Source organism: Streptomyces microflavus (assembly GCF_014650075.1).
Lineage (GTDB): Bacteria > Actinomycetota > Actinomycetes > Streptomycetales > Streptomycetaceae > Streptomyces > Streptomyces microflavus.
Genome location: NZ_BMUG01000017.1, coordinates 22,420 through 39,446, shown reverse-complemented (window position 1 = coordinate 39,446; position 17,027 = coordinate 22,420). Strand labels below are relative to the sequence as shown.

The following is a 17,027-nucleotide window of genomic DNA, read 5'->3' as shown; positions in this document are numbered from 1 at the left end:
GCATGCCGCCCCCACCCCTCACCCCGCATTCATGCTGAGAGCGGGCGTGTAGCGGTTCACTCCGCCGCCGGTCATGCCCGGGTACTTCTGGACGCGTTCCCACAGCGGTGACGGGGAGCCGACCCCCTCACCGGGTGCGGTGAGTGCGGCGATGTGGTGTTCGGCGCTCTCCCATTCGGCGTAGTTGAGGACCCGGGTGCCGTCGGTGCTGACGTGGAAGTGCGCGGCGATGCCACCGGCGGGGGTGTGGGGGTCCTCGCCGAGCGCCTCGAACACGGTGTCCACCCAGTCCCGTTGCCGGGCCGGGTCCGGGCCGGCGAACTCCGCTTCGACGATCACGACGCACCCGGGCTCGCGGGTGTCGCCCTCGGCCCGGAACCCGGAGCGGTACAGCTCGTACGTGTGCGGGGCGAGGCGTTCGATGCCGGGCACGGCGGCGTCGATGCCGGCCTCGCGGGCGTCGGGGCCCTGCCGGACGAAGTCCTGGTGGGCCTGTTCGCCGGTCCACAGGGAGTAGTGCAGCAGGGTCGTGCCGTCCTCGCCCGCGTGGACGCTGTACGAGAGCAGCCCGGGGTGCGGCCACTCCCGGCTCTCCCACGCCTTGCGGATGGCGTCGAGCGTCTGCCGCCGGCGCTCCGGCGTACCGGTGTCCCAGGTGGCGGCCAGGGCGATCCCGGCGTCGGCGCGGGCCGGGTCGGGGCGGTCGGTGAAGTGCACGGTCATGGTGGCGTTCCCCTCTCACGCGCACCGGTCGGTGCGTCGTCGCCACCACCGTCACACCTCAAGTCCGCTTGAGGTCAAGGGTGGTTCACTCGGGCAGTTCGGCCCGCCAGGCCGTCACGTTCAGCTCGTCCATGTACCGGATGTCGTGGCCCTCCAGCGGGTAGACGCGGGCCCCGGCGTCGGGGGCGGCGGCCAGCTCCAGGGCGTCGGCCATGACGAGCTCGCCGCCCTCCTTGGTGGAGACCCAGGCGAGCATCGACCGCACGGTGAGGCCGGGGTCCAGGAGGACCTCCTTCGGGCCCTGGTCGCGGCCGAACATCGAGCCGGCCGGGTTGACCTTCACCGGGAGGCGTTCACCGTCCTCGCCGAGCGCCTGCACCGAGGGGTAGCCGACGACCCGGTAGGGCTTGGTACCGCAGTTGGTCAGGGTCAGCACGACCGCGCGGCTCATCATCACGGCCTGCACCTCCCCCATGGTCACCACGGCACCGGAGGCGGGGCACTCCCCGGTGGCCGTGGGAGACGGGTCCGGGCCCTGAGCCGGTACGTCGACGGTCGGCGCCGGGGCGACGGAGGGCGGGGGCAGCGTCTCGGCGTGGACGCCGGGGGCGGAGGCGGAAGGGGTCGGGCTCCGCACCCCCTCACCGGCGGGGACGAGGAATCCCGAGCAGCCCGTCAGCGCCGTGGCCGCCACCGCCGTCAGCAGGACCGCCGCCGGGGCCGGTCTCCGCAGCCGGGCCCGTATCCGCACCCGCTCGCCCATGTCGCCCACCCCTCGCCGCGGCCCCCGGCCGCACGTCGTCCGTGCGTTCGATCATGTCAGGAGCCAGGCGCCCCGGTGACACTGTTCAGCATCTCTTCGCGGTCCGGGCAAGCAGATCTAAGTGGACCTTCACGGTTGCCGGGGCCGACACTTCGGGCATGACCGCCACCGCACCCCGGCCCTTCGGCCGCACGCTCTGCGCCATGATCACGCCGTTCACCGCCACCGGGGCGCTGGACCTCGACGCCGCCCGCGCGCATGCCGCGCACCTGGTGACCGAGGGCTGCGACGGGCTGGTCCTCAGCGGCACCACCGGGGAGTCGCCCACCACCTCGGACGCGGAGAAGTCGGACCTGCTGCGGGCCGTCCGCACGGAGGTCGGTGACGGGGTGCCGCTGCTCTCCGGCGTCGGCAGCGCGGACACCGCGCACGCGGTGCGCCTCGCCCGGGAGGCCGAAGAGGCGGGCGCCGACGGGCTGTTGGTGGTCCCGCCGTACTACAGCCGCCCGCCGCAGGCCGCCGTGGAGAGCTACTTCCTGCGGATCGCCGAGGCCACCGGCGTACCGCTGATGCTGTACGACATCCCCGGCCGCACCGGCGTCCGGATCGAGCCGGAGACGCTGCTGCGGCTCGCGGACCACCCGCGGATCGTCGCGGTGAAGGACTGCGCGTACGACCTGCTCGGGTCGACGAAGGTGATCGCCCGCACCGGGCTGGCGTACTACTCGGGGTGCGAGGAGCTGAACCTCCCGCTGTACGCGCTGGGCGGCGCGGGCTATGTCAGCACCGTCGCCAACGTGGCCCCGCGCCAGGTGCGGGCGCCGCTGGACGCGTTCGACGCGGGGCGGACGGACGAGGCGGCCCGGCTGAACGGGCTGACGGTCCGGCTCACCGAGCTGATGATGGCGGGCGGGCTGCCCGGCACCGTCACCGTGAAGGCCCTGCTGGACGCGGGCCCGGTCCGGGAACCGCTGCAGCCCGCCGGGCGCGAGGCGACCGACGGGCTGCGTGCGGCGTACGAGGAGCTCCTCGCGGCCTGATCCATGAAAGATCAGTTGTGGGCGTGCAGGACCTCGTTCAGGCCGCCCCACACCGCGTTGTTCGGGCGGGCCTCGACCGTGCCGGTGACCGAGTTGCGGCGGAAGAGGATGTTGGAGGCGCCGGAGAGCTCGCGGGCCTTGACGACCTGGCCGTCCGGCAGCGTGACCCGGGTGCCGGCCGTGACGTACAGCCCGGCCTCCACGACGCACTCGTCGCCGAGCGCGATGCCGACACCGGCCTCCGCGCCGACCAGGCAGCGCTCGCCGATGACGATGCGGACGTTGCCGCCGCCGGAGAGGGTGCCCATGGTGGAGGCGCCGCCGCCGATGTCGGAGCCGTCGCCGACGACGACGCCCGCGGAGATGCGGCCCTCGACCATGGAGGTGCCGAGCGTGCCCGCGTTGAAGTTGACGAAGCCCTCGTGCATGACGGTGGTCCCGGCGGCGAGGTGCGCGCCGAGGCGGACCCGGTCGGCGTCGGCGATCCGTACGCCCTTGGGGGCCACGTAGTCCGTCATGCGCGGGAACTTGTCGACCGAGGTGACCTGGAGGTGCAGGCCCTCGGCGCGGGCGTTGAGGCGGACCCGCTCCAGGTCGTCGACGGCGACCGGGCCGAGCGAGGTCCAGGCGACGTTGGCCAGCAGGCCGAAGAGACCGTCGAGGTTCTGGCCGTGCGGCTGGACGAGCCGGTGCGAGAGCAGGTGCAGGCGCAGGTACGCGTCGTGCGCGTCGAGCGGCTTGTCCTCCAGCGAGGAGATGACCGTGGAGACGGCGACGACCTCGACGCCGCGCCGGGCGTCCACGCCGATGGCCTTGGCCGCACCCTCGCCGAGGCGGTTGACGGCCTCGTCCGGGGTGAGCCGCTGCGTACCGGCCGGGCCGGGCTCGGGCTTGAGCTCAGGGGCGGGGAACCAGGTGTCGAGGACGGTGCCGTCACCGGCGACGGTGGCGAGGCCGGCGGCGACGGCGCCGGTGGTACGGGAAGTGGCCTGGGAAGTCGTGTCGGTCATGGACAGAAACCTAACCGGCCGGGGCCCGCTCGGGCGAACCGGTCTCAGCCTCCGGCTCCTCCCCCACCGGCCGCGCCCGGTCCCGCCCCTGCGGCTGCTCCCCCAGCCCCTCCGGCCCCCGCAACCGCTCCCCCGGTCCGGGCAGCCGCCGCGCCGCCAGCACCGCCGCCCCCGCACCGGCCGCGAGCAGGGCGCACACCGGCCAGAGGAGCCCGGGAGCCGCCGCGTACAGGAAGGCCCCCAGTGGCGGCGCGAGCACCTGGCCGCTGATCGAGGCACCGGCGTACAGGCTCTGGAAGCGGCCCTGCGCATGGCCGGGCGCCTGGTCGGCGACGTAGGCGGTGGCGGGGGTCTTGTAGAGGACCTCGCCGAGGGTCAGCGAGACCATCATGGTGACGGCGAAGAGGACGCCCGCGCCGGGGATCAGCACGGCGTAGCCGAGCCCGACGAGGAGGAGTCCGACGCCGACGATGGAGAGCGGGGCACGATCGCGCAGGGCGTGGGCGGCGGGCAGTTCGAGGAGGAGGATGACGCCCCCGTTGACGGCGAGCAGCCAGCCGTAGAACTGGGGGCCGTGCCCGTGGTCGGCGAGGAAGACCGGCAGGGTCGAGTACTGCTGGCGGTAGACCAGGTCGACGAGGACGATCGCGGCGAGCAGCACCAGCACCGCGGGCCTGGCCCGCAGTTCGTGCCAGAGGCCCGGCGCGTCCGGGTCGTGGGCGGGAGCGGAGTGGGCGCTGCCCCGGGCGGGGAGGATGCGCGCGGCGTAGAGGGCGAAGAGCAGGGTGCCGAGCCCGTCGGCGACGAAGAGCCAGTCGTACGAGAACCGGGTGGCGACCAGGGCGCCGAGCGGCGGGCCGATGGCGAAGCCCCCGTTGGCCGCGAACCGGGTGAGGGCGAAGCTCTGGCGGCGGCTGCCCCCTTCGGGGACGGAGACCGCGACGAGGGCGGCGTTGGCGGCTCGGGCGACCCCGGCGGCGTACTGGGCGAGCGGAAGCACCCCGTAGAGCGCGGCGACCGGCAGGGCGGGCAGGACCACGAGGGCCGCCCCGCTGACGCAGGCGCCGGCCAGGAGCGCGCGGCGGTGGCCCAGGCGGTCGCCGAACCAGCCGCCGGTGAAGTTCCCGGCGACCAGGCCGATGCCGCCGATCCCGCTGATCACCCCGGCCTGGGCGGCGGAGAGGCCGCGCGGCCCGACGAGATAGACGAAGAGGAAGACGAAGGTGATGCTGACGACGGCGTTGAGGAACACGCCGAGCGCCAGCAGCCGAACCGTTCGCGGCACCCCGCGCACCATGCCCATGGTTGTTACCGTCCCCCGCCGCCCTGGTGATTCCCAGTGAGTTCCCTGAGGGAACGGACTATGGCAGCATGGTTCCATCAAGGTCAACCGCATTCCGGGGGGCGGCGCGGCAACCACGACGGAGGAGGGCGGGAACCATGGCCCAGCGCACCAGCCTGGCCGACGCCGACTGCTCGATCGCCCAGGCGCTCGATGTCGTCGGTGACTGGTGGACCCTGCTGATCGTGCGGGACACCGCACGCGGCGTGCACCGGTTCGACGCGCTCCAGCAGGAGCTGGGCGTCTCGCGGAAGGTGCTCACCGAGCGGCTGCGGCTGCTGGTGGAGGCGGGGGTGCTGTCCCGGGAGCCGTACCAGGACCGCCCGGTCCGGTACGAGTACCGCCTCACGCCGCGCGGCCGGGCGCTGCTGCCCGTCCTCGTCGCGCTCCAGGACTGGGGTGACACATGGGTGCTGGGAGAAGGGGAGACGATGGCGACGACGACGGAGGCCTCGCAGGAGGCGGCCCGGGTGGGGGCCCTGCTGGGGACACGGGTGCCGGAGCTGGTGCTGACCGGCGCGGACGGGGAGCCGCACGACCCGGTGGCGGACACCCCGTACACCGTTCTGTACTGCTTCCCCAGCGCCTACGCCCGCGCGGACGCCTACCCGCCGGGCTGGGCCGGGATCCCCGGGGCCAGTGGCTGCACCCTCGAATCGTGCACGTACCGCGACCAGTTGGCCGAGTTCACGGCCGCCGGCGCCACCGTGCACGGGGTGTCCGTGCAGCGCCCGGACGAACAGCGCGCCTTCGCGGAGAAGGAGGGGCTGCGCTTCCCGCTGCTCTCGGACGCCGATCTGACCCTGACGGCTGCCCTGCGGCTGCCGACGTTCCGGGCGGCGGGGGTCAGCCGGCTCAAGCGGCTGACCCTGGTGGTCGACCGGGAGCGGACGGTCCGGCAGGTGCAGTACCCGGTCACGGACATCGAGGCGAGCGTGCGCACGGCCCTGGAGACGGTCCGCCGCCTCGGGTGACCGGGGGCCGCTCAGGACCTCGGACGACCCGGGCGCTCAAGGCCTCGGGGAACACGGGCCGCTCAAGGCCTCGGGTGACCCGGGCCGCTCAGGCGCAGCCGTCCACGACCCGGGTCAGCATCTCGCGGGTGTAGGCCGCATCGAAGGCGGAGCCGGTCAGCAGCACCTGGAGGCAGACGCCGTCCATCAGCGCGACGAGGGCCCGTGCGGTGGCCGGGTCGGTGCGCGCGGACAGCACCTCGACCGCCGACTCGGTCCACTCGGCGGCGACCGGTCGCAGGGCCGGGCGGCGCAGGGCGGCGAGATACAGCTCGTACTCCAGCTCGATCGCGCCCCGCTCGCCCGCGAACCACTCCCCCAGCACCCGGGTCAGCTCATCGGCGAGTCCGGCGCCGGCCTCCTCCCCGGAAGGCTCCACGGCACAGACCTCGCTGTCGCGCAGCGCCTGGGCGAAGTTCTCGTTGGACCGGCGCAGGGCGGCCGTCAGCAGTTCGTCCAGCGAGCCGAAGTGGTACGTGGTCGAGCCGAGCGGCACATCGGCCTCGGCGGCCACGGTGCGGTGGCTGAGCCCGGCTATCCCGTCGGCGGCTATCACGCGCAGCGCCGCGTCGATGATCCGCGTCCGCCGCTCGGGGTCGTACCGGCGGGCCATCAGTGCGCCCCGCCCAGATTGAGCACGACGACCCCGACGACGATCAGGGCCACGCCCGCGAGCTTGACCGGGCTGCTGGACTCCCCCAGGAACAGGATGCCGATGAGGGCCACGGCGGCGGTGCCGACACCGGCCCAGATCGCGTACGCGGTGCCCACGGAGAGCGTCTTGAGGGTCTGTGCGAGCAGGGTGAAGGCGATGAGGTACCCCACCGCCGTGCCGATCGAGGGCCAGAGCCGGGTGAAGCCGTCGCTGTACTTCATGGCCGTCGTCCCGGCCACCTCCGCCGCGATCGCCGCGGCGAGCAGTCCGTATGCGTATCCCATGTGTACGAGAGTACGCATCGTTGCGTACAGCTGTACACATAATCGGCCCGCATCAGGGGCGTTACGGTGTCCCGACCGATGACACGGCCCGGCAGCACGGGCCGACGATGTGAGCGGAGACGCAGTGGCGCAGGACGCAGGGTGGGGCGGTGCCCCGTACGGGGGCGCGCCCCACGGTGGGGGGCCCTTCCACGGGGGAGCGCAGGGACCGGGTGGCTGGAACGGCGGATGGGCGGCGCCGCCCAGACCGGGGGTGATACCCCTGGCGCCGCTGAGGGTCTCCGACATGCTCACCGGCGCCTTCACAACGCTCGGACGGTACTGGAAGCCGCTGATCGGAGTGGCACTGACGCTGTTCGGGGCGGCGACTCTCGTGATGCTCGGGGCGGGCGCCGTCGCCCTCGCCGTCGTCGCGCCCCAGTGGGACGAACTGACGGCGTCCGACTCCCCGGACGCTGCGGAACTGGTGCCGCTGGGCATCGCGTTCGGTGTGCTGATGGTCCTCGGCGTCACCCTGTTCCTGCTCGCGTCGGCGGTCGTCCAGGCGGCGGTTCCGGCAGTCCTCCAGGAGGCCGTCCTCGGCCGCCCGGCCCGCTTCGGCTCCGTCTGGCGCCGGGCCTGGTCGCGGGTCTGGGCCATGATCGGCACGGTGTTCCTGCTGGGGCTCACCGCTGTCGTCCCCTTGATGCTCCTCATGGCCGCCGTGGCCGCGACGACGGTCTACTTCGTCACGCTGGGCGACGCGGACAGCGCCCTGCCGCTGCTGTGGACCGGTCTGCTGGGCACCCTGCTCCTCGGCCCGTTGGCGGTCTGGATCTGGGTGAAACTCTCCCTCGCCCCGACGGTCGTGGTCTTCGAGAACCAGGGCCCGTTCGCGGCACTCCGCCGCTCGGCCCAGCTGGTGCGCGGCAGCTGGTGGCGGGTCTTCGGGATCGGCCTGCTCGCGGTCGGGCTGGCGTCGATGGTCGGCTACATGATCCAGATGCCGTTCCAGGCCCTGGGCATGCTCCCCGGCATGGCGGACCCCTCCGGCCTGGAGGCCGACCCGAGCGGTGCGGAGATCCTCGCCGTGTTCGGCGGCCTGATGGTGCTGTCCATGATCAGCGGGCTGGTGAGCCAGCTCTTCTCGTCGATCTTCCCGCCCCTGGTGACCGGACTGCTGTACGTGGACCTCCGGATGCGCAACGAGAACCTGGCCCCGGTCCTGGCGGAGGCGGCGGCACAGACCCTGCCGGAGCAGTACGGGCCACCGCCGACCGCCCCGGTGTAGGGCACGGGCTCAGTCGGTCAGCGTCCGCTTGGGGCGCAGCACGCAGAACTCGTTGCCCTCGGGATCTGCCAGCACCACCCAGGTGGCGTCCGGCCCCTGCCCGACGTCCAGCCGCCGGGCGCCGAGCGCGATGATGCGCTCGACCTCGGCGTCCTGGTCGTCGGGGGTCAGATCGATGTGCAGCCGGTTCTTGACGGTCTTCCGCTCCGGTACGGGGAGGAAGCACATGCCCGGCAGCGCGGTCTCATGGGCGCCGATGACGATCTCGTCCTCGTCCTCGAAGAGCACCTGCCAGTCCAGCACCGCGCTCCAGAACCGGGCGAGGAGCGGCAGGTCGTGGGCGTCTACGGCGAGGTGGTACATGCGAACGGCCATGCCGGACAGTCTGCCCGGCGGGTACGACGACCGCACCCGCGAGCGAACGGCCGTGCCCGCCGGCAGAACTGGCGGGCACGGCCGTCGGTGTCGTACGGGGGAGCGCGGGATCAGACGTTGAAGCCGAGCGCGCGGAGCTGCTCGCGCCCGTCGTCCGTGATCTTGTCCGGGCCCCACGGTGGCATCCAGACCCAGTTGATCCGGAGCTCGTTGACGATGCCGTCCGTGGCGGACTTCGCCTGGTCCTCGATGACATCGGTCAGCGGGCAGGCCGCGGACGTCAGGGTCATGTCGAGGGTGGCGATGTTGGCGTCGTCCACGTGGATGCCGTAGATCAGGCCCAGGTTGACGACGTCGATGCCCAGCTCGGGGTCGACGACGTCGTACAGCGCCTCGCGGACCTCCTCCTCGGAGGCCGGCTTCATGGTCGCGGTCTCGTTCTCGCTCATGCGGTCTTCCCTTCGGACAGCGCCTTGGCCGTCGCGTCCTTCCACGCCATCCAGCTCAGCAGCGCGCACTTGACCCGGGCGGGGTACTTGGAGACGCCGGCGAACGCGACGGCGTCCTCCAGCACCTCCTCCATCGCCTCGTCCGGCTCCAGCTGCCCCTTGGACTGCATCAGCTCCAGGAACGCGGCCTGGATCTTCTGCGCCTCGGGCAGCTCCTTGCCGACGAGCAGCTCGTTCAGCACGGAGGCGCTGGCCTGGCTGATGGAGCAGCCCTGGCCCTCGTAGCTCACGTCGGCGATGGTCTCGCCGTCGTACTTCACCCGGAGCGTGATCTCGTCGCCGCAGGTCGGATTGACGTGGTGCACCTCGGCGTCGCCGTCCCGCAGGCCACGCCCGTGGGGGTGCTTGTAGTGGTCCAGGATCACTTCCTGGTACATGGAATCAAGCTTCACGAGTCAGCCCTCAGCCGAAGAAGTTCCGGACGTGCTCCAGGCCGTCCACCAAGGCGTCGACCTCGGCGGGCGTGGAGTACAGATAGAACGACGCTCGCGTCGTCGCGGGAATTCCGTACCGCAGGCAGACCGGCCGCGCGCAGTGGTGGCCGACCCGGACGCAGATACCCATCTCGTCGAGGACCTGGCCCACGTCGTGCGGGTGGATGTCGCCGAGCGTGAAGGAGATCGTCGCCCCGCGGTCCTCGGCCGTCGCCGGGCCGATGATCCGCAGGCCCGGGACGTCCAGGAGGCGCTTCACCGCGTACTCGGTGATCGCCTGCTCGTGGCGGTGGATGTTCTCCATGCCGATCGCCGAGAGGTAGTCCACGGCCGCGCCGAGGCCGACGGCCTGGGCGATCGGGGGCGTACCGGCCTCGAACTTGTGCGGCGCCGGGGCGTATGTCGAGGAGTGCATCGACACGGTCTCGATCATCTCGCCGCCGCCGAGGAACGGAGGCAGGTCCTCCAGGAGCTCCTGCCGTCCCCAGAGCACGCCGATGCCGGTCGGGCCGACCATCTTGTGGCCGGTGAAGGCCACGAAGTCGGCCTGGAGCGCCTGCACGTCCAGCACCATGTGCGGGGCGGCCTGCGAGGCGTCGATGCAGACCAGCGCGCCGACCTGCTGGGCGCGGCGGATGATCTGCTCGACCGGGTTGACGGTACCCAGGATGTTCGAGACCAGCGTGAAGGAGACGATCTTCGTCTTCTCGGTGATGATCTCGTCGATGTTCGACAGGTCGAGCCGGCCGTCGTCGGTGATGCCGAACCACTTCAGCTTCGCGCCGGTGCGCTGCGAGAGCAGCTGCCACGGCACGATGTTGGAGTGGTGCTCCATCTCCGTGGTGACGATCTCGGTGTCGCGGTCCACCCGGTAGGGCTCGTCCGCCCAGCCGAGCATGTTGGCCACGAGGTTGAGCGACTCCGAGGCGTTCTTCGTGAAGATCACCTCGTCGCGGCTCGGTGCGTTGATGAAGGCCGCGACCTTGTCACGGGCGCCTTCGTACAGCGCGGTGGCCTCCTCGGCGATCGTGTAGACGCCTCGGTGCACGTTCGCGTTGTGGCGCTCGTAGTACGTGTTGAGCGCGTCGAGGACCTGGCGCGGCTTCTGCGAGGTCGCCGCGGAGTCCAGGTAAACGATCTTCTTGCCGTCGCGGACCGTGCGGTCCAGGATCGGGAAGTCCTTGCGGATCGCCTCGGTGTCGAGGAGGCCGGTGAGCCCCTGTCGGGCGTCAGTCACGCGGAAGCGCCACCCTTCGTGTATGCCTCGTAGCCCTCGTTCTCCAGCTGGTCGGCCAGCTCGGCACCGCCGGAGGCCGCGATCCGGCCGTTGGCGAACACGTGCACGAAGTCGGGCTTGATGTACTTCAGGATGCGGGTGTAGTGCGTGATCAGCAGCGTGCCGACCTCGCCGGTCGCGCGGACCCGGTTGACGCCCTCGGAGACGGTCTTGAGCGCGTCGACGTCCAGGCCGGAGTCGGTCTCGTCCAGGACGGCGATCTTCGGCTTGAGGAGCTCCAGCTGCAGGATCTCGTGGCGCTTCTTCTCACCGCCGGAGAAGCCCTCGTTGACGTTGCGCTCGGCGAAGGCGGGGTCCATCTGGAGCTCGGCCATCGTCTCCCGGACCTCCTTGACCCACGTACGCAGCTTGGGGGCCTCGCCGCGGACGGCGGTGGCGGAGGTGCGCAGGAAGTTGGAGACCGAGACACCGGGGATCTCGACCGGGTACTGCATGGCCAGGAACAGGCCGGCGCGGGCGCGCTCGTCGACGGACATCTCCAGGACGTCCTCGCCGTCGAGGGTGACCGTGCCGCTCGTGATCGTGTACTTGGGGTGACCCGCGAGCGAGTACGCGAGGGTGGACTTGCCGGACCCGTTGGGGCCCATGATGGCGTGGGTCTCGCCCTGCTTCACGGTCAGGTCGACGCCCTTGAGGATCTCCTTCGTGGCGTTGTCGGCCTCGACGGAGACGTGCAGGTCGCGGATTTCAAGCGTTGCCATGGGTGACTCAGGACTCCTGGGTGACGGAGACGAGCACATCGTCCCCTTCGATCTTTACGGGGTATACGGGGACGGGGCGCGTCGCGGGAAGGCCGGACGGCTTGCCGGTGCGGAGGTCGAACGACGAGCCGTGCAGCCAGCACTCGATCGAACAGTCCTCCACCTCGCCCTCCGAGAGCGACACGTTCGCGTGCGAGCAGATGTCGTTGATCGCGAACACCTCGCCCTCGGTGCGGACGACGGAGACCGGTGTGCCGTCGAGCTCGACCCGTTTCGGGGTGTCGTCCTCCAGCTCACTGAGCGCGCACGCCTTGACGAAGGTCATCAGACGGACGCCTTCAGCTCGGTCTCGATCTTGTCGAGCAGACGCGCTTCCACGTCCGGCAGGCCGATCTGCTGCACCAGCTCGGCGAAGAAGCCACGCACGACCAGGCGGCGGGCCTCCTCGGCCGGGATGCCGCGGGACTGGAGGTAGAAGAGCTGCTCGTCGTCGAAGCGGCCGGTCGCCGAGGCGTGGCCGGCGCCGACGATCTCGCCGGTCTCGATCTCCAGGTTGGGCACGGAGTCGACCCGGGCGCCGTCGGTGAGGACGAGGTTCCGGTTCATCTCGTAGGTGTCGGTGCCCTCGGCGGCGGCCTGGATGAGAACGTCCCCGATCCAGACGGCGTGCGCGCCCTCGCCCTGGAGTGCGCCCTTGTACACCGCGTTGGACTTGCAGTGCGGGGTGTTGTGGTCGACCAGGAGGCGGTGCTCCTGGTGCTGGCCCTTGTCGGTGAAGTACAGACCGAAGAGCTCCGCCTCGCCGCCCGGGGCTGCGTAGGCGACCCGCGGGTGCAGACGGACGAGGTCGCCGCCGAAGGTGACGACGATCGACTTGAAGGAGGCGTCCCGGCCGATCAGCGCGTTGTGCTGGCCGACGTGGACGGCCGTGTCGTCCCAGTCCTGGACGGAGACGACGGTCAGCTTGGCACCGTCACCGAGGACGTAGTCGACGTTGGCGGCGAGCACCGCGTCACCGGTGTGGTCGATGACTACGACGGCCTCGGCGAAGGGCTTCAGCTCGATGAGCTGGTGGCCGTAGGCGGTACCGCCCTCACCGTGCACGGTGATCCGGACCGGCTCGGTGAGCACGGCCTCCTTGGCGACCGTGACGACCGAGGCCTGCTCGAAGGAGGAGTACGCCTGGGCGGCGACCCGGTCCACCGGCGTACCGGCCTTGCCGAGCCGCGCGTCGTCGCGGCCGACGGTCTCGACGGTGACGCCCTCGGGCGCCTCGATCGCGACCTTCACGCCGCCACCGTTCGCGACCGCGGTGCCGTCGTGCAGCCCGCGCAGCCGCTCCAGCGGGGTGAAGCGCCACTCCTCCTCGCGACCGTGCGGGACGGGGAAGTCCGCGACGTCGAAGGAGGGGGGCGCGCTCATGCGCGTGGCGACGGTCGACTCCGCGGCCACCGCGATGGAGCCGGCGGTGGTGGAGCCCACCGGAGTGTTCTGAGCCTCAGCCATGGCTGTCGTAGTGCTCGCTTTCTCAGTCAAGAAGGGGGGTGGTTCGGTAGGGGCCGGGGCGGCCGCGTGCGACCGCCCCGTGTCGTCCTCGGATCGAGGACCTAGCCGACCGAACCCTCCATCTGCAGCTCGATCAGCCGGTTGAGCTCCAGGGCGTACTCCATGGGCAGCTCCTTCGCGATCGGCTCGACGAAGCCGCGCACGATCATCGCCATGGCCTCGAACTCGGTGAGTCCGCGGCTCATGAGGTAGAAGAGCTGGTCCTCGGAGACCTTGGAGACGGTCGCCTCGTGGCCCATCGACACGTCGTCCTCGCGGACGTCGACGTAGGGGTAGGTGTCCGAGCGCGAGATCGTGTCGACGAGCAGAGCGTCGCAGAGCACGTTGGACTTCGAGCCCGGCGCGCCCTCACCGATCTCGATCAGACCGCGGTAGGAGGTACGGCCGCCGCCTCGCGCCACCGACTTGGAGACGATGTTGGAGGAGGTGTTCGGCGCCATGTGGACCATCTTGGCGCCGGCGTCCTGGTGCTGGCCCTCGCCCGCGAAGGCGATGGAGAGGGTCTCGCCCTTGGCGTGCTCGCCCATCAGGTAGACGGCCGGGTACTTCATGGTCACCTTGGAGCCGATGTTGCCGTCGACCCACTCCATGGTCGCGCCCTCGTAGGCCACGGCCCGCTTGGTGACCAGGTTGTAGACGTTGTTCGACCAGTTCTGGATCGTCGTGTAGCGGCAGCGGCCGCCCTTCTTCACGATGATCTCGACCACGGCGCTGTGCAGCGAGTCCGAGGAGTAGATCGGGGCGGTGCAGCCCTCGACGTAGTGGACGTAGGCGTCCTCGTCGACGATGATCAGCGTCCGCTCGAACTGGCCCATGTTCTCCGTGTTGATACGGAAGTAGGCCTGGAGCGGGATCTCGACGTGGACGCCCTTGGGCACGTAGATGAACGAGCCACCGGACCACACGGCCGAGTTCAGCGAGGCGAACTTGTTGTCACCGACGGGGATGACGGTGCCGAAGTACTCCTTGAAGAGCTCCGGGTGCTCCTTCAGCGCGGTGTCGGTGTCCATGAAGATGACACCCTGCGCCTCCAGCTCCTCGTTGATCTGGTGGTAGACGACCTCGGACTCGTACTGCGCGGCGACACCGGCGACGAGGCGCTGCTTCTCCGCCTCCGGGATGCCGAGCCGGTCGTACGTGTTCTTGATCTCCTCGGGCAGGTCCTCCCAGGACTCCGCCTGCTTCTCCGTCGAGCGCACGAAGTACTTGATGTTGTCGAAGTCGATGCCCGACAGGTCGGAGCCCCAGTTCGGCATGGGCTTCTTGCCGAAGAGCTTGAGGCCCTTGAGCCGCAGCTTCAGCATCCACTCGGGCTCGTTCTTCTTCTCCGAGATGTCGCGTACGACAGCCTCGGAGAGGCCGCGCTTCGCCGCCGCGCCTGCCGCGTCGGAGTCGGCCCAGCCGAATTCGTACGTACCCAGACCCTCGAGCTCAGGGTGGGCAGTCTCCGTGGGGAGCGTCATGCGGGGTTCCTCCCGGCCGTGCTTGCAGATACAGAATGAGTGGTCTGTGGGGGTGCTGCCTGACCGCTGCGCGGCACGTATGTCGTGCACACGCCGTCGCCGTGGGCGAGGGTGGCCAGACGCTGCACATGGGTCCCGAGGAGGCTGGAGAAGAATTCCGTCTCCGCCTCGCACAGCTGTGGGAACTGCTCGGCGACATGCGCCACCGGGCAGTGGTGCTGGCACAGCTGCTCGCCCTGCTGCGGGCCCGGCGCGCTTCGCGCCGTAGCAGCGTACCCGTCGGCGCTCAGGGCCCTCGCGAGGGCCTCCGTACGCCGTTCGGGTTCCGCGGCCTCGACCGCGGCGCGGTACGCCTCGCCCATCGACGCCATCCGGGCGCGGGCGAAGGCGATGACCGCCTCGTCCCCGCCGGACTCGGCGATGAAGCGCAGGGCGTCCGCGGCCAGCTTGTCGTAGGACTGGTCGAAGGCGTCCCGGCCGCAGTCGGTCAGGGCGAACACCTTGGCGGGCCTGCCGCGGGTCCGCGCCCCGTAGACCCGCTGTTCACGGGCTTCGACGACATCGTCGGAGACGAGGGCGTCCAGATGGCGGCGGACGGCGGCCTGGGTGAGACCGACGCGCTTGGCCAGATCGGCGGCTGTGGACGGACCGTGGTCCAGGATGGAGCGCGCGACCCGGTTGCGCGTGGAGCGCTCACCGGTCGCGAGTTCCTCCTGAGGAGTCCCACCGTCGTATTTCACAACACCATTGTTGCGTAATTCATTCGGCCATGACAACCACGGTCCGGAACGATCTACGGTGTGGTTCGTCACTTAGGGTTACCTAATCTGGCCCCGGGAGAGGTGTCGCCGGAACCCCTGCCTAGACTTACGCGCCATGGAGAAAGAGCCCGTCGTACAGGTCAAGGGACTGGTGAAGCGGTACGGCACCAGGACCGCGGTGGACGGCCTCGATCTGGACGTCGCGGCGGGCGCGGTGACGGCCGTGCTCGGCCCGAACGGCGCCGGGAAGACCACCACGATCGAGACCTGCGAGGGCTACCGCCGCCCCGACGCCGGCACCGTACGGGTCCTCGGACTCGACCCGGTCGCCGAAGCGGAGCGGCTGCGCCCCCGCATCGGGGTGATGCTCCAGTCGGGTGGCGTCTACTCCGGCGCCCGGGCCGACGAGATGCTCCGCCACATGGCGAAGCTCCACGCCCACCCGCTGGACGTGGACGCCCTGATCGAACGCCTCGGCCTCGGCTCCTGCGGCCGCACCACCTACCGCCGGCTCTCCGGCGGCCAGCAGCAGCGCCTCGCCCTGGCCCTCGCGGTCGTCGGCCGGCCCGAGCTGGTCTTCCTGGACGAGCCGACCGCCGGGCTGGACCCGCAGGCCCGCCGCTCCACCTGGGACCTGGTGCGCGAGCTGCGCGGAGACGGGGTCTCCGTGGTGCTGACCACCCACTTCATGGACGAGGCCGAGGCACTCGCCGACGACGTCGCGATCATCGACGCGGGCCGGGTCATCGCCCAGGGCTCCCCGGAGCAGCTCTGCCGGGGCGGCGCCGAGAACACCCTGCGCTTCACCGGACGTACGGGGCTCGACCTCGGCTCCCTGGTCAAGGCGCTGCCCGACGGCTCCGAGGCCGCCGAGCCGCTCCCGGGGACGTACCGCATCACCGGGACCATCGACCCGCAGCTGCTGGCCACCGTCACCTCCTGGTGCGCCCAGCACGGTGTGATGCCCGAAGGCATCTCGGTGGAGCGGCACACGCTGGAGGACGTCTTCCTCGAACTGACCGGCAAGGAGCTGCGCGCATGAGCGCCGGTACGTACACCCCGCGCCCCGGCGCCGCCCCGCTCCCCCGGATGATCGCCGCGCAGACCGCGCTGGAGACCCGGATGCTGCTGCGCAACGGCGAGCAGCTGCTGCTGACGGTGATCATCCCGACGCTGCTGCTCGTGCTGTTCAGCGCGGTCGACATCGTCGACACCGGCTCGGGCGCAGCGGTCGACTTCCTGGCCCCGGGCATCCTCGCCCTCGCCGTGATGTCCACGGCGTTCACCGGCCAGGCCATCGCCACCGGCTTCGAGCTCCGCTACGGGGTCCTCAAGCGGCTCGGGGCCTCCCCGCTGCCGCGCTGGGCCCTGATGACGGCGAAGACGCTGTCGGTGCTGGTCACCGAGGTGCTCCAGGTGCTGCTGCTGACGGCGATCGCCTTCACGCTCGGCTGGTCGCCACAGGGCAACCCGCTCTCCGTGCTGCTGCTGCTCGTCCTGGGCACCGCCGCTTTCTCGGGGCTCGGGCTGCTGATGGCCGGGACGCTGAAGGCGGAGGCGACCCTCGCCGCCGCCAACCTCGTCTTCCTGCTGCTCCTGGTCGGCGGCGGGGTCATCGTGCCGATGGACAAGTTCCCGGACGCGGTGCAGTCGGTGCTGGGGCTGCTGCCCATCTCGGCGCTCTCCGAGGGGCTGCGGGACGTCCTCCAGCACGGCGCGTCGATGCCGTGGGCTGAGGCCGGGATCCTGGCGGTCTGGGCGGTGCTGGGGCTGGGCGCGGCGGCGAAGTTCTTCCGCTGGGAGTAAGGGACCACTCAGGGC

The 17,027-nt window shown here is 71.0% G+C and carries 20 protein-coding genes; 5 read left to right on the top strand and 15 right to left on the bottom strand.

What is annotated here, in order from left to right; translation table 11 throughout:
* Positions 1-18 precede the first annotated feature (18 nt).
* Positions 19-723 (bottom strand): antibiotic biosynthesis monooxygenase, encoded by a 705-nt coding sequence (locus IE264_RS34855; protein WP_032756653.1) that lies wholly within the window; start codon positions 721-723, stop codon positions 19-21.
* Positions 724-808: 85 nt separating this feature from the next.
* The gene (locus tag IE264_RS34850; RefSeq protein ID WP_051821798.1) at positions 809-1,486 is read right to left on the bottom strand and encodes a DUF4232 domain-containing protein; all 678 of its coding nucleotides are present in this window, start codon (positions 1,484-1,486) and stop codon (positions 809-811) included.
* A 158-nt stretch (positions 1,487-1,644) separates the two neighbouring features.
* Between IE264_RS34850 and dapA the strand changes: the two genes are divergently transcribed.
* Complete coding sequence (dapA, locus tag IE264_RS34845; RefSeq protein WP_032756652.1) at positions 1,645-2,526, top strand: 4-hydroxy-tetrahydrodipicolinate synthase; 882 nt, start codon at positions 1,645-1,647, stop codon at positions 2,524-2,526.
* Positions 2,527-2,537: 11 nt separating this feature from the next.
* On the opposite strand, the gene dapD is transcribed toward dapA, so the two are convergent.
* Entirely contained in the window at positions 2,538-3,536 is a 999-nt protein-coding gene (gene dapD, locus IE264_RS34840; RefSeq protein WP_015607815.1) for a 2,3,4,5-tetrahydropyridine-2,6-dicarboxylate N-succinyltransferase, read from the bottom strand.
* Positions 3,537-3,546: 10 nt separating this feature from the next.
* Positions 3,547-4,839: an MFS transporter gene (locus tag IE264_RS34835; RefSeq protein ID WP_015607816.1), complete on the bottom strand. Its 1,293-nt coding sequence runs from the start codon at positions 4,837-4,839 to the stop codon at positions 3,547-3,549.
* A 137-nt stretch (positions 4,840-4,976) separates the two neighbouring features.
* Between IE264_RS34835 and IE264_RS34830 the strand changes: the two genes are divergently transcribed.
* Entirely contained in the window at positions 4,977-5,852 is an 876-nt protein-coding gene (locus tag IE264_RS34830) for a winged helix-turn-helix transcriptional regulator (protein WP_015607817.1), read from the top strand.
* 88 nt (positions 5,853-5,940) lie between these two features.
* Here the strand turns inward: IE264_RS34830 and IE264_RS34825 are convergent, their stop codons facing one another.
* The gene (locus tag IE264_RS34825) at positions 5,941-6,504 is read right to left on the bottom strand and encodes a TetR/AcrR family transcriptional regulator (protein WP_015607818.1); all 564 of its coding nucleotides are present in this window, start codon (positions 6,502-6,504) and stop codon (positions 5,941-5,943) included.
* The gene (locus tag IE264_RS34820; RefSeq protein WP_031125573.1) at positions 6,504-6,830 is read right to left on the bottom strand and encodes a DMT family transporter; all 327 of its coding nucleotides are present in this window, start codon (positions 6,828-6,830) and stop codon (positions 6,504-6,506) included. The genes IE264_RS34825 and IE264_RS34820 overlap by 1 nt, the downstream gene beginning before the upstream one ends.
* Positions 6,831-7,116: 286 nt before the next feature.
* Here IE264_RS34820 and IE264_RS34815 point away from each other — a divergent pair, with 286 nt between their 5' ends.
* Positions 7,117-8,100, top strand: coding sequence for a DUF7847 domain-containing protein (locus IE264_RS34815; protein ID WP_032756749.1), 984 nt, complete (start codon positions 7,117-7,119; stop codon positions 8,098-8,100).
* 9 nt (positions 8,101-8,109) lie between these two features.
* Here IE264_RS34815 and IE264_RS34810 read toward each other — a convergent pair whose 3' ends face one another.
* From IE264_RS34810 to IE264_RS34770, 9 genes are all read right to left on the bottom strand, one after another.
* The gene (locus IE264_RS34810; RefSeq protein WP_015607821.1) at positions 8,110-8,475 is read right to left on the bottom strand and encodes a VOC family protein; all 366 of its coding nucleotides are present in this window, start codon (positions 8,473-8,475) and stop codon (positions 8,110-8,112) included.
* A gap of 110 nt (positions 8,476-8,585) precedes the next feature.
* Positions 8,586-8,924, bottom strand: coding sequence for a metal-sulfur cluster assembly factor (locus tag IE264_RS34805; RefSeq protein ID WP_015607822.1), 339 nt, complete (start codon positions 8,922-8,924; stop codon positions 8,586-8,588).
* Complete coding sequence (gene sufU / locus IE264_RS34800) at positions 8,921-9,376, bottom strand: Fe-S cluster assembly sulfur transfer protein SufU (RefSeq protein ID WP_031125575.1); 456 nt, start codon at positions 9,374-9,376, stop codon at positions 8,921-8,923. The genes IE264_RS34805 and sufU overlap by 4 nt, the downstream gene beginning before the upstream one ends.
* A gap of 10 nt (positions 9,377-9,386) precedes the next feature.
* Entirely contained in the window at positions 9,387-10,655 is a 1,269-nt protein-coding gene (locus IE264_RS34795) for a cysteine desulfurase (protein ID WP_032756651.1), read from the bottom strand.
* Positions 10,652-11,416 carry a Fe-S cluster assembly ATPase SufC gene (sufC, locus tag IE264_RS34790; protein WP_015607825.1) on the bottom strand — a complete coding sequence of 255 codons (765 nt, stop codon included), beginning with the start codon at positions 11,414-11,416 and terminating at the stop codon, positions 10,652-10,654. The genes IE264_RS34795 and sufC overlap by 4 nt, the downstream gene beginning before the upstream one ends.
* A gap of 7 nt (positions 11,417-11,423) precedes the next feature.
* The gene (locus IE264_RS34785; RefSeq protein ID WP_015607826.1) at positions 11,424-11,741 is read right to left on the bottom strand and encodes a bifunctional 3-phenylpropionate/cinnamic acid dioxygenase ferredoxin subunit; all 318 of its coding nucleotides are present in this window, start codon (positions 11,739-11,741) and stop codon (positions 11,424-11,426) included.
* Entirely contained in the window at positions 11,741-12,922 is a 1,182-nt protein-coding gene (gene sufD / locus IE264_RS34780) for a Fe-S cluster assembly protein SufD (RefSeq protein ID WP_032756649.1), read from the bottom strand. The genes IE264_RS34785 and sufD overlap by 1 nt, the downstream gene beginning before the upstream one ends.
* Before the next feature lie 101 nt (positions 12,923-13,023).
* Complete coding sequence (sufB, locus tag IE264_RS34775; RefSeq protein ID WP_015607828.1) at positions 13,024-14,445, bottom strand: Fe-S cluster assembly protein SufB; 1,422 nt, start codon at positions 14,443-14,445, stop codon at positions 13,024-13,026.
* Entirely contained in the window at positions 14,442-15,185 is a 744-nt protein-coding gene (locus IE264_RS34770) for a helix-turn-helix transcriptional regulator (protein WP_015607829.1), read from the bottom strand. The genes sufB and IE264_RS34770 overlap by 4 nt, the downstream gene beginning before the upstream one ends.
* 136 nt (positions 15,186-15,321) lie before the next feature.
* Between IE264_RS34770 and IE264_RS34765 the strand changes: the two genes are divergently transcribed.
* Positions 15,322-16,248, top strand: a complete 927-nt coding sequence (locus IE264_RS34765) for an ABC transporter ATP-binding protein (RefSeq protein ID WP_032756647.1) — start codon at positions 15,322-15,324, stop codon at positions 16,246-16,248.
* A complete protein-coding gene (locus IE264_RS34760; RefSeq protein WP_032756645.1) occupies positions 16,245-17,012 on the top strand; it encodes an ABC transporter permease in 768 nt (255 codons plus the stop codon). The genes IE264_RS34765 and IE264_RS34760 overlap by 4 nt, the downstream gene beginning before the upstream one ends.
* Positions 17,013-17,027: the final 15 nt, after the last annotated feature.

What these genes read in the sequence shown, in the direction of transcription:
- IE264_RS34855 (WP_032756653.1), bottom strand. Translation starts at nt 723, where the DNA reads ATGACCGTGCACTTCACCGACCGCCCCGACCCGGCCCGCGCCGACGCC.
- IE264_RS34850 (WP_051821798.1), bottom strand. Translation starts at nt 1,486, where the DNA reads ATGGGCGAGCGGGTGCGGATACGGGCCCGGCTGCGGAGACCGGCCCCG.
- dapA (WP_032756652.1), top strand. Translation starts at nt 1,645, where the DNA reads ATGACCGCCACCGCACCCCGGCCCTTCGGCCGCACGCTCTGCGCCATG.
- dapD (WP_015607815.1), bottom strand. Translation starts at nt 3,536, where the DNA reads ATGACCGACACGACTTCCCAGGCCACTTCCCGTACCACCGGCGCCGTC.
- IE264_RS34835 (WP_015607816.1), bottom strand. Translation starts at nt 4,839, where the DNA reads ATGGGCATGGTGCGCGGGGTGCCGCGAACGGTTCGGCTGCTGGCGCTC.
- IE264_RS34830 (WP_015607817.1), top strand. Translation starts at nt 4,977, where the DNA reads ATGGCCCAGCGCACCAGCCTGGCCGACGCCGACTGCTCGATCGCCCAG.
- IE264_RS34825 (WP_015607818.1), bottom strand. Translation starts at nt 6,504, where the DNA reads ATGGCCCGCCGGTACGACCCCGAGCGGCGGACGCGGATCATCGACGCG.
- IE264_RS34820 (WP_031125573.1), bottom strand. Translation starts at nt 6,830, where the DNA reads ATGGGATACGCATACGGACTGCTCGCCGCGGCGATCGCGGCGGAGGTG.
- IE264_RS34815 (WP_032756749.1), top strand. Translation starts at nt 7,117, where the DNA reads ATGCTCACCGGCGCCTTCACAACGCTCGGACGGTACTGGAAGCCGCTG.
- IE264_RS34810 (WP_015607821.1), bottom strand. Translation starts at nt 8,475, where the DNA reads ATGGCCGTTCGCATGTACCACCTCGCCGTAGACGCCCACGACCTGCCG.
- IE264_RS34805 (WP_015607822.1), bottom strand. Translation starts at nt 8,924, where the DNA reads ATGAGCGAGAACGAGACCGCGACCATGAAGCCGGCCTCCGAGGAGGAG.
- sufC (WP_015607825.1), bottom strand. Translation starts at nt 11,416, where the DNA reads ATGGCAACGCTTGAAATCCGCGACCTGCACGTCTCCGTCGAGGCCGAC.
- IE264_RS34785 (WP_015607826.1), bottom strand. Translation starts at nt 11,741, where the DNA reads ATGACCTTCGTCAAGGCGTGCGCGCTCAGTGAGCTGGAGGACGACACC.
- sufD (WP_032756649.1), bottom strand. Translation starts at nt 12,922, where the DNA reads ATGGCTGAGGCTCAGAACACTCCGGTGGGCTCCACCACCGCCGGCTCC.
- sufB (WP_015607828.1), bottom strand. Translation starts at nt 14,445, where the DNA reads ATGACGCTCCCCACGGAGACTGCCCACCCTGAGCTCGAGGGTCTGGGT.
- IE264_RS34765 (WP_032756647.1), top strand. Translation starts at nt 15,322, where the DNA reads ATGGAGAAAGAGCCCGTCGTACAGGTCAAGGGACTGGTGAAGCGGTAC.
- IE264_RS34760 (WP_032756645.1), top strand. Translation starts at nt 16,245, where the DNA reads ATGAGCGCCGGTACGTACACCCCGCGCCCCGGCGCCGCCCCGCTCCCC.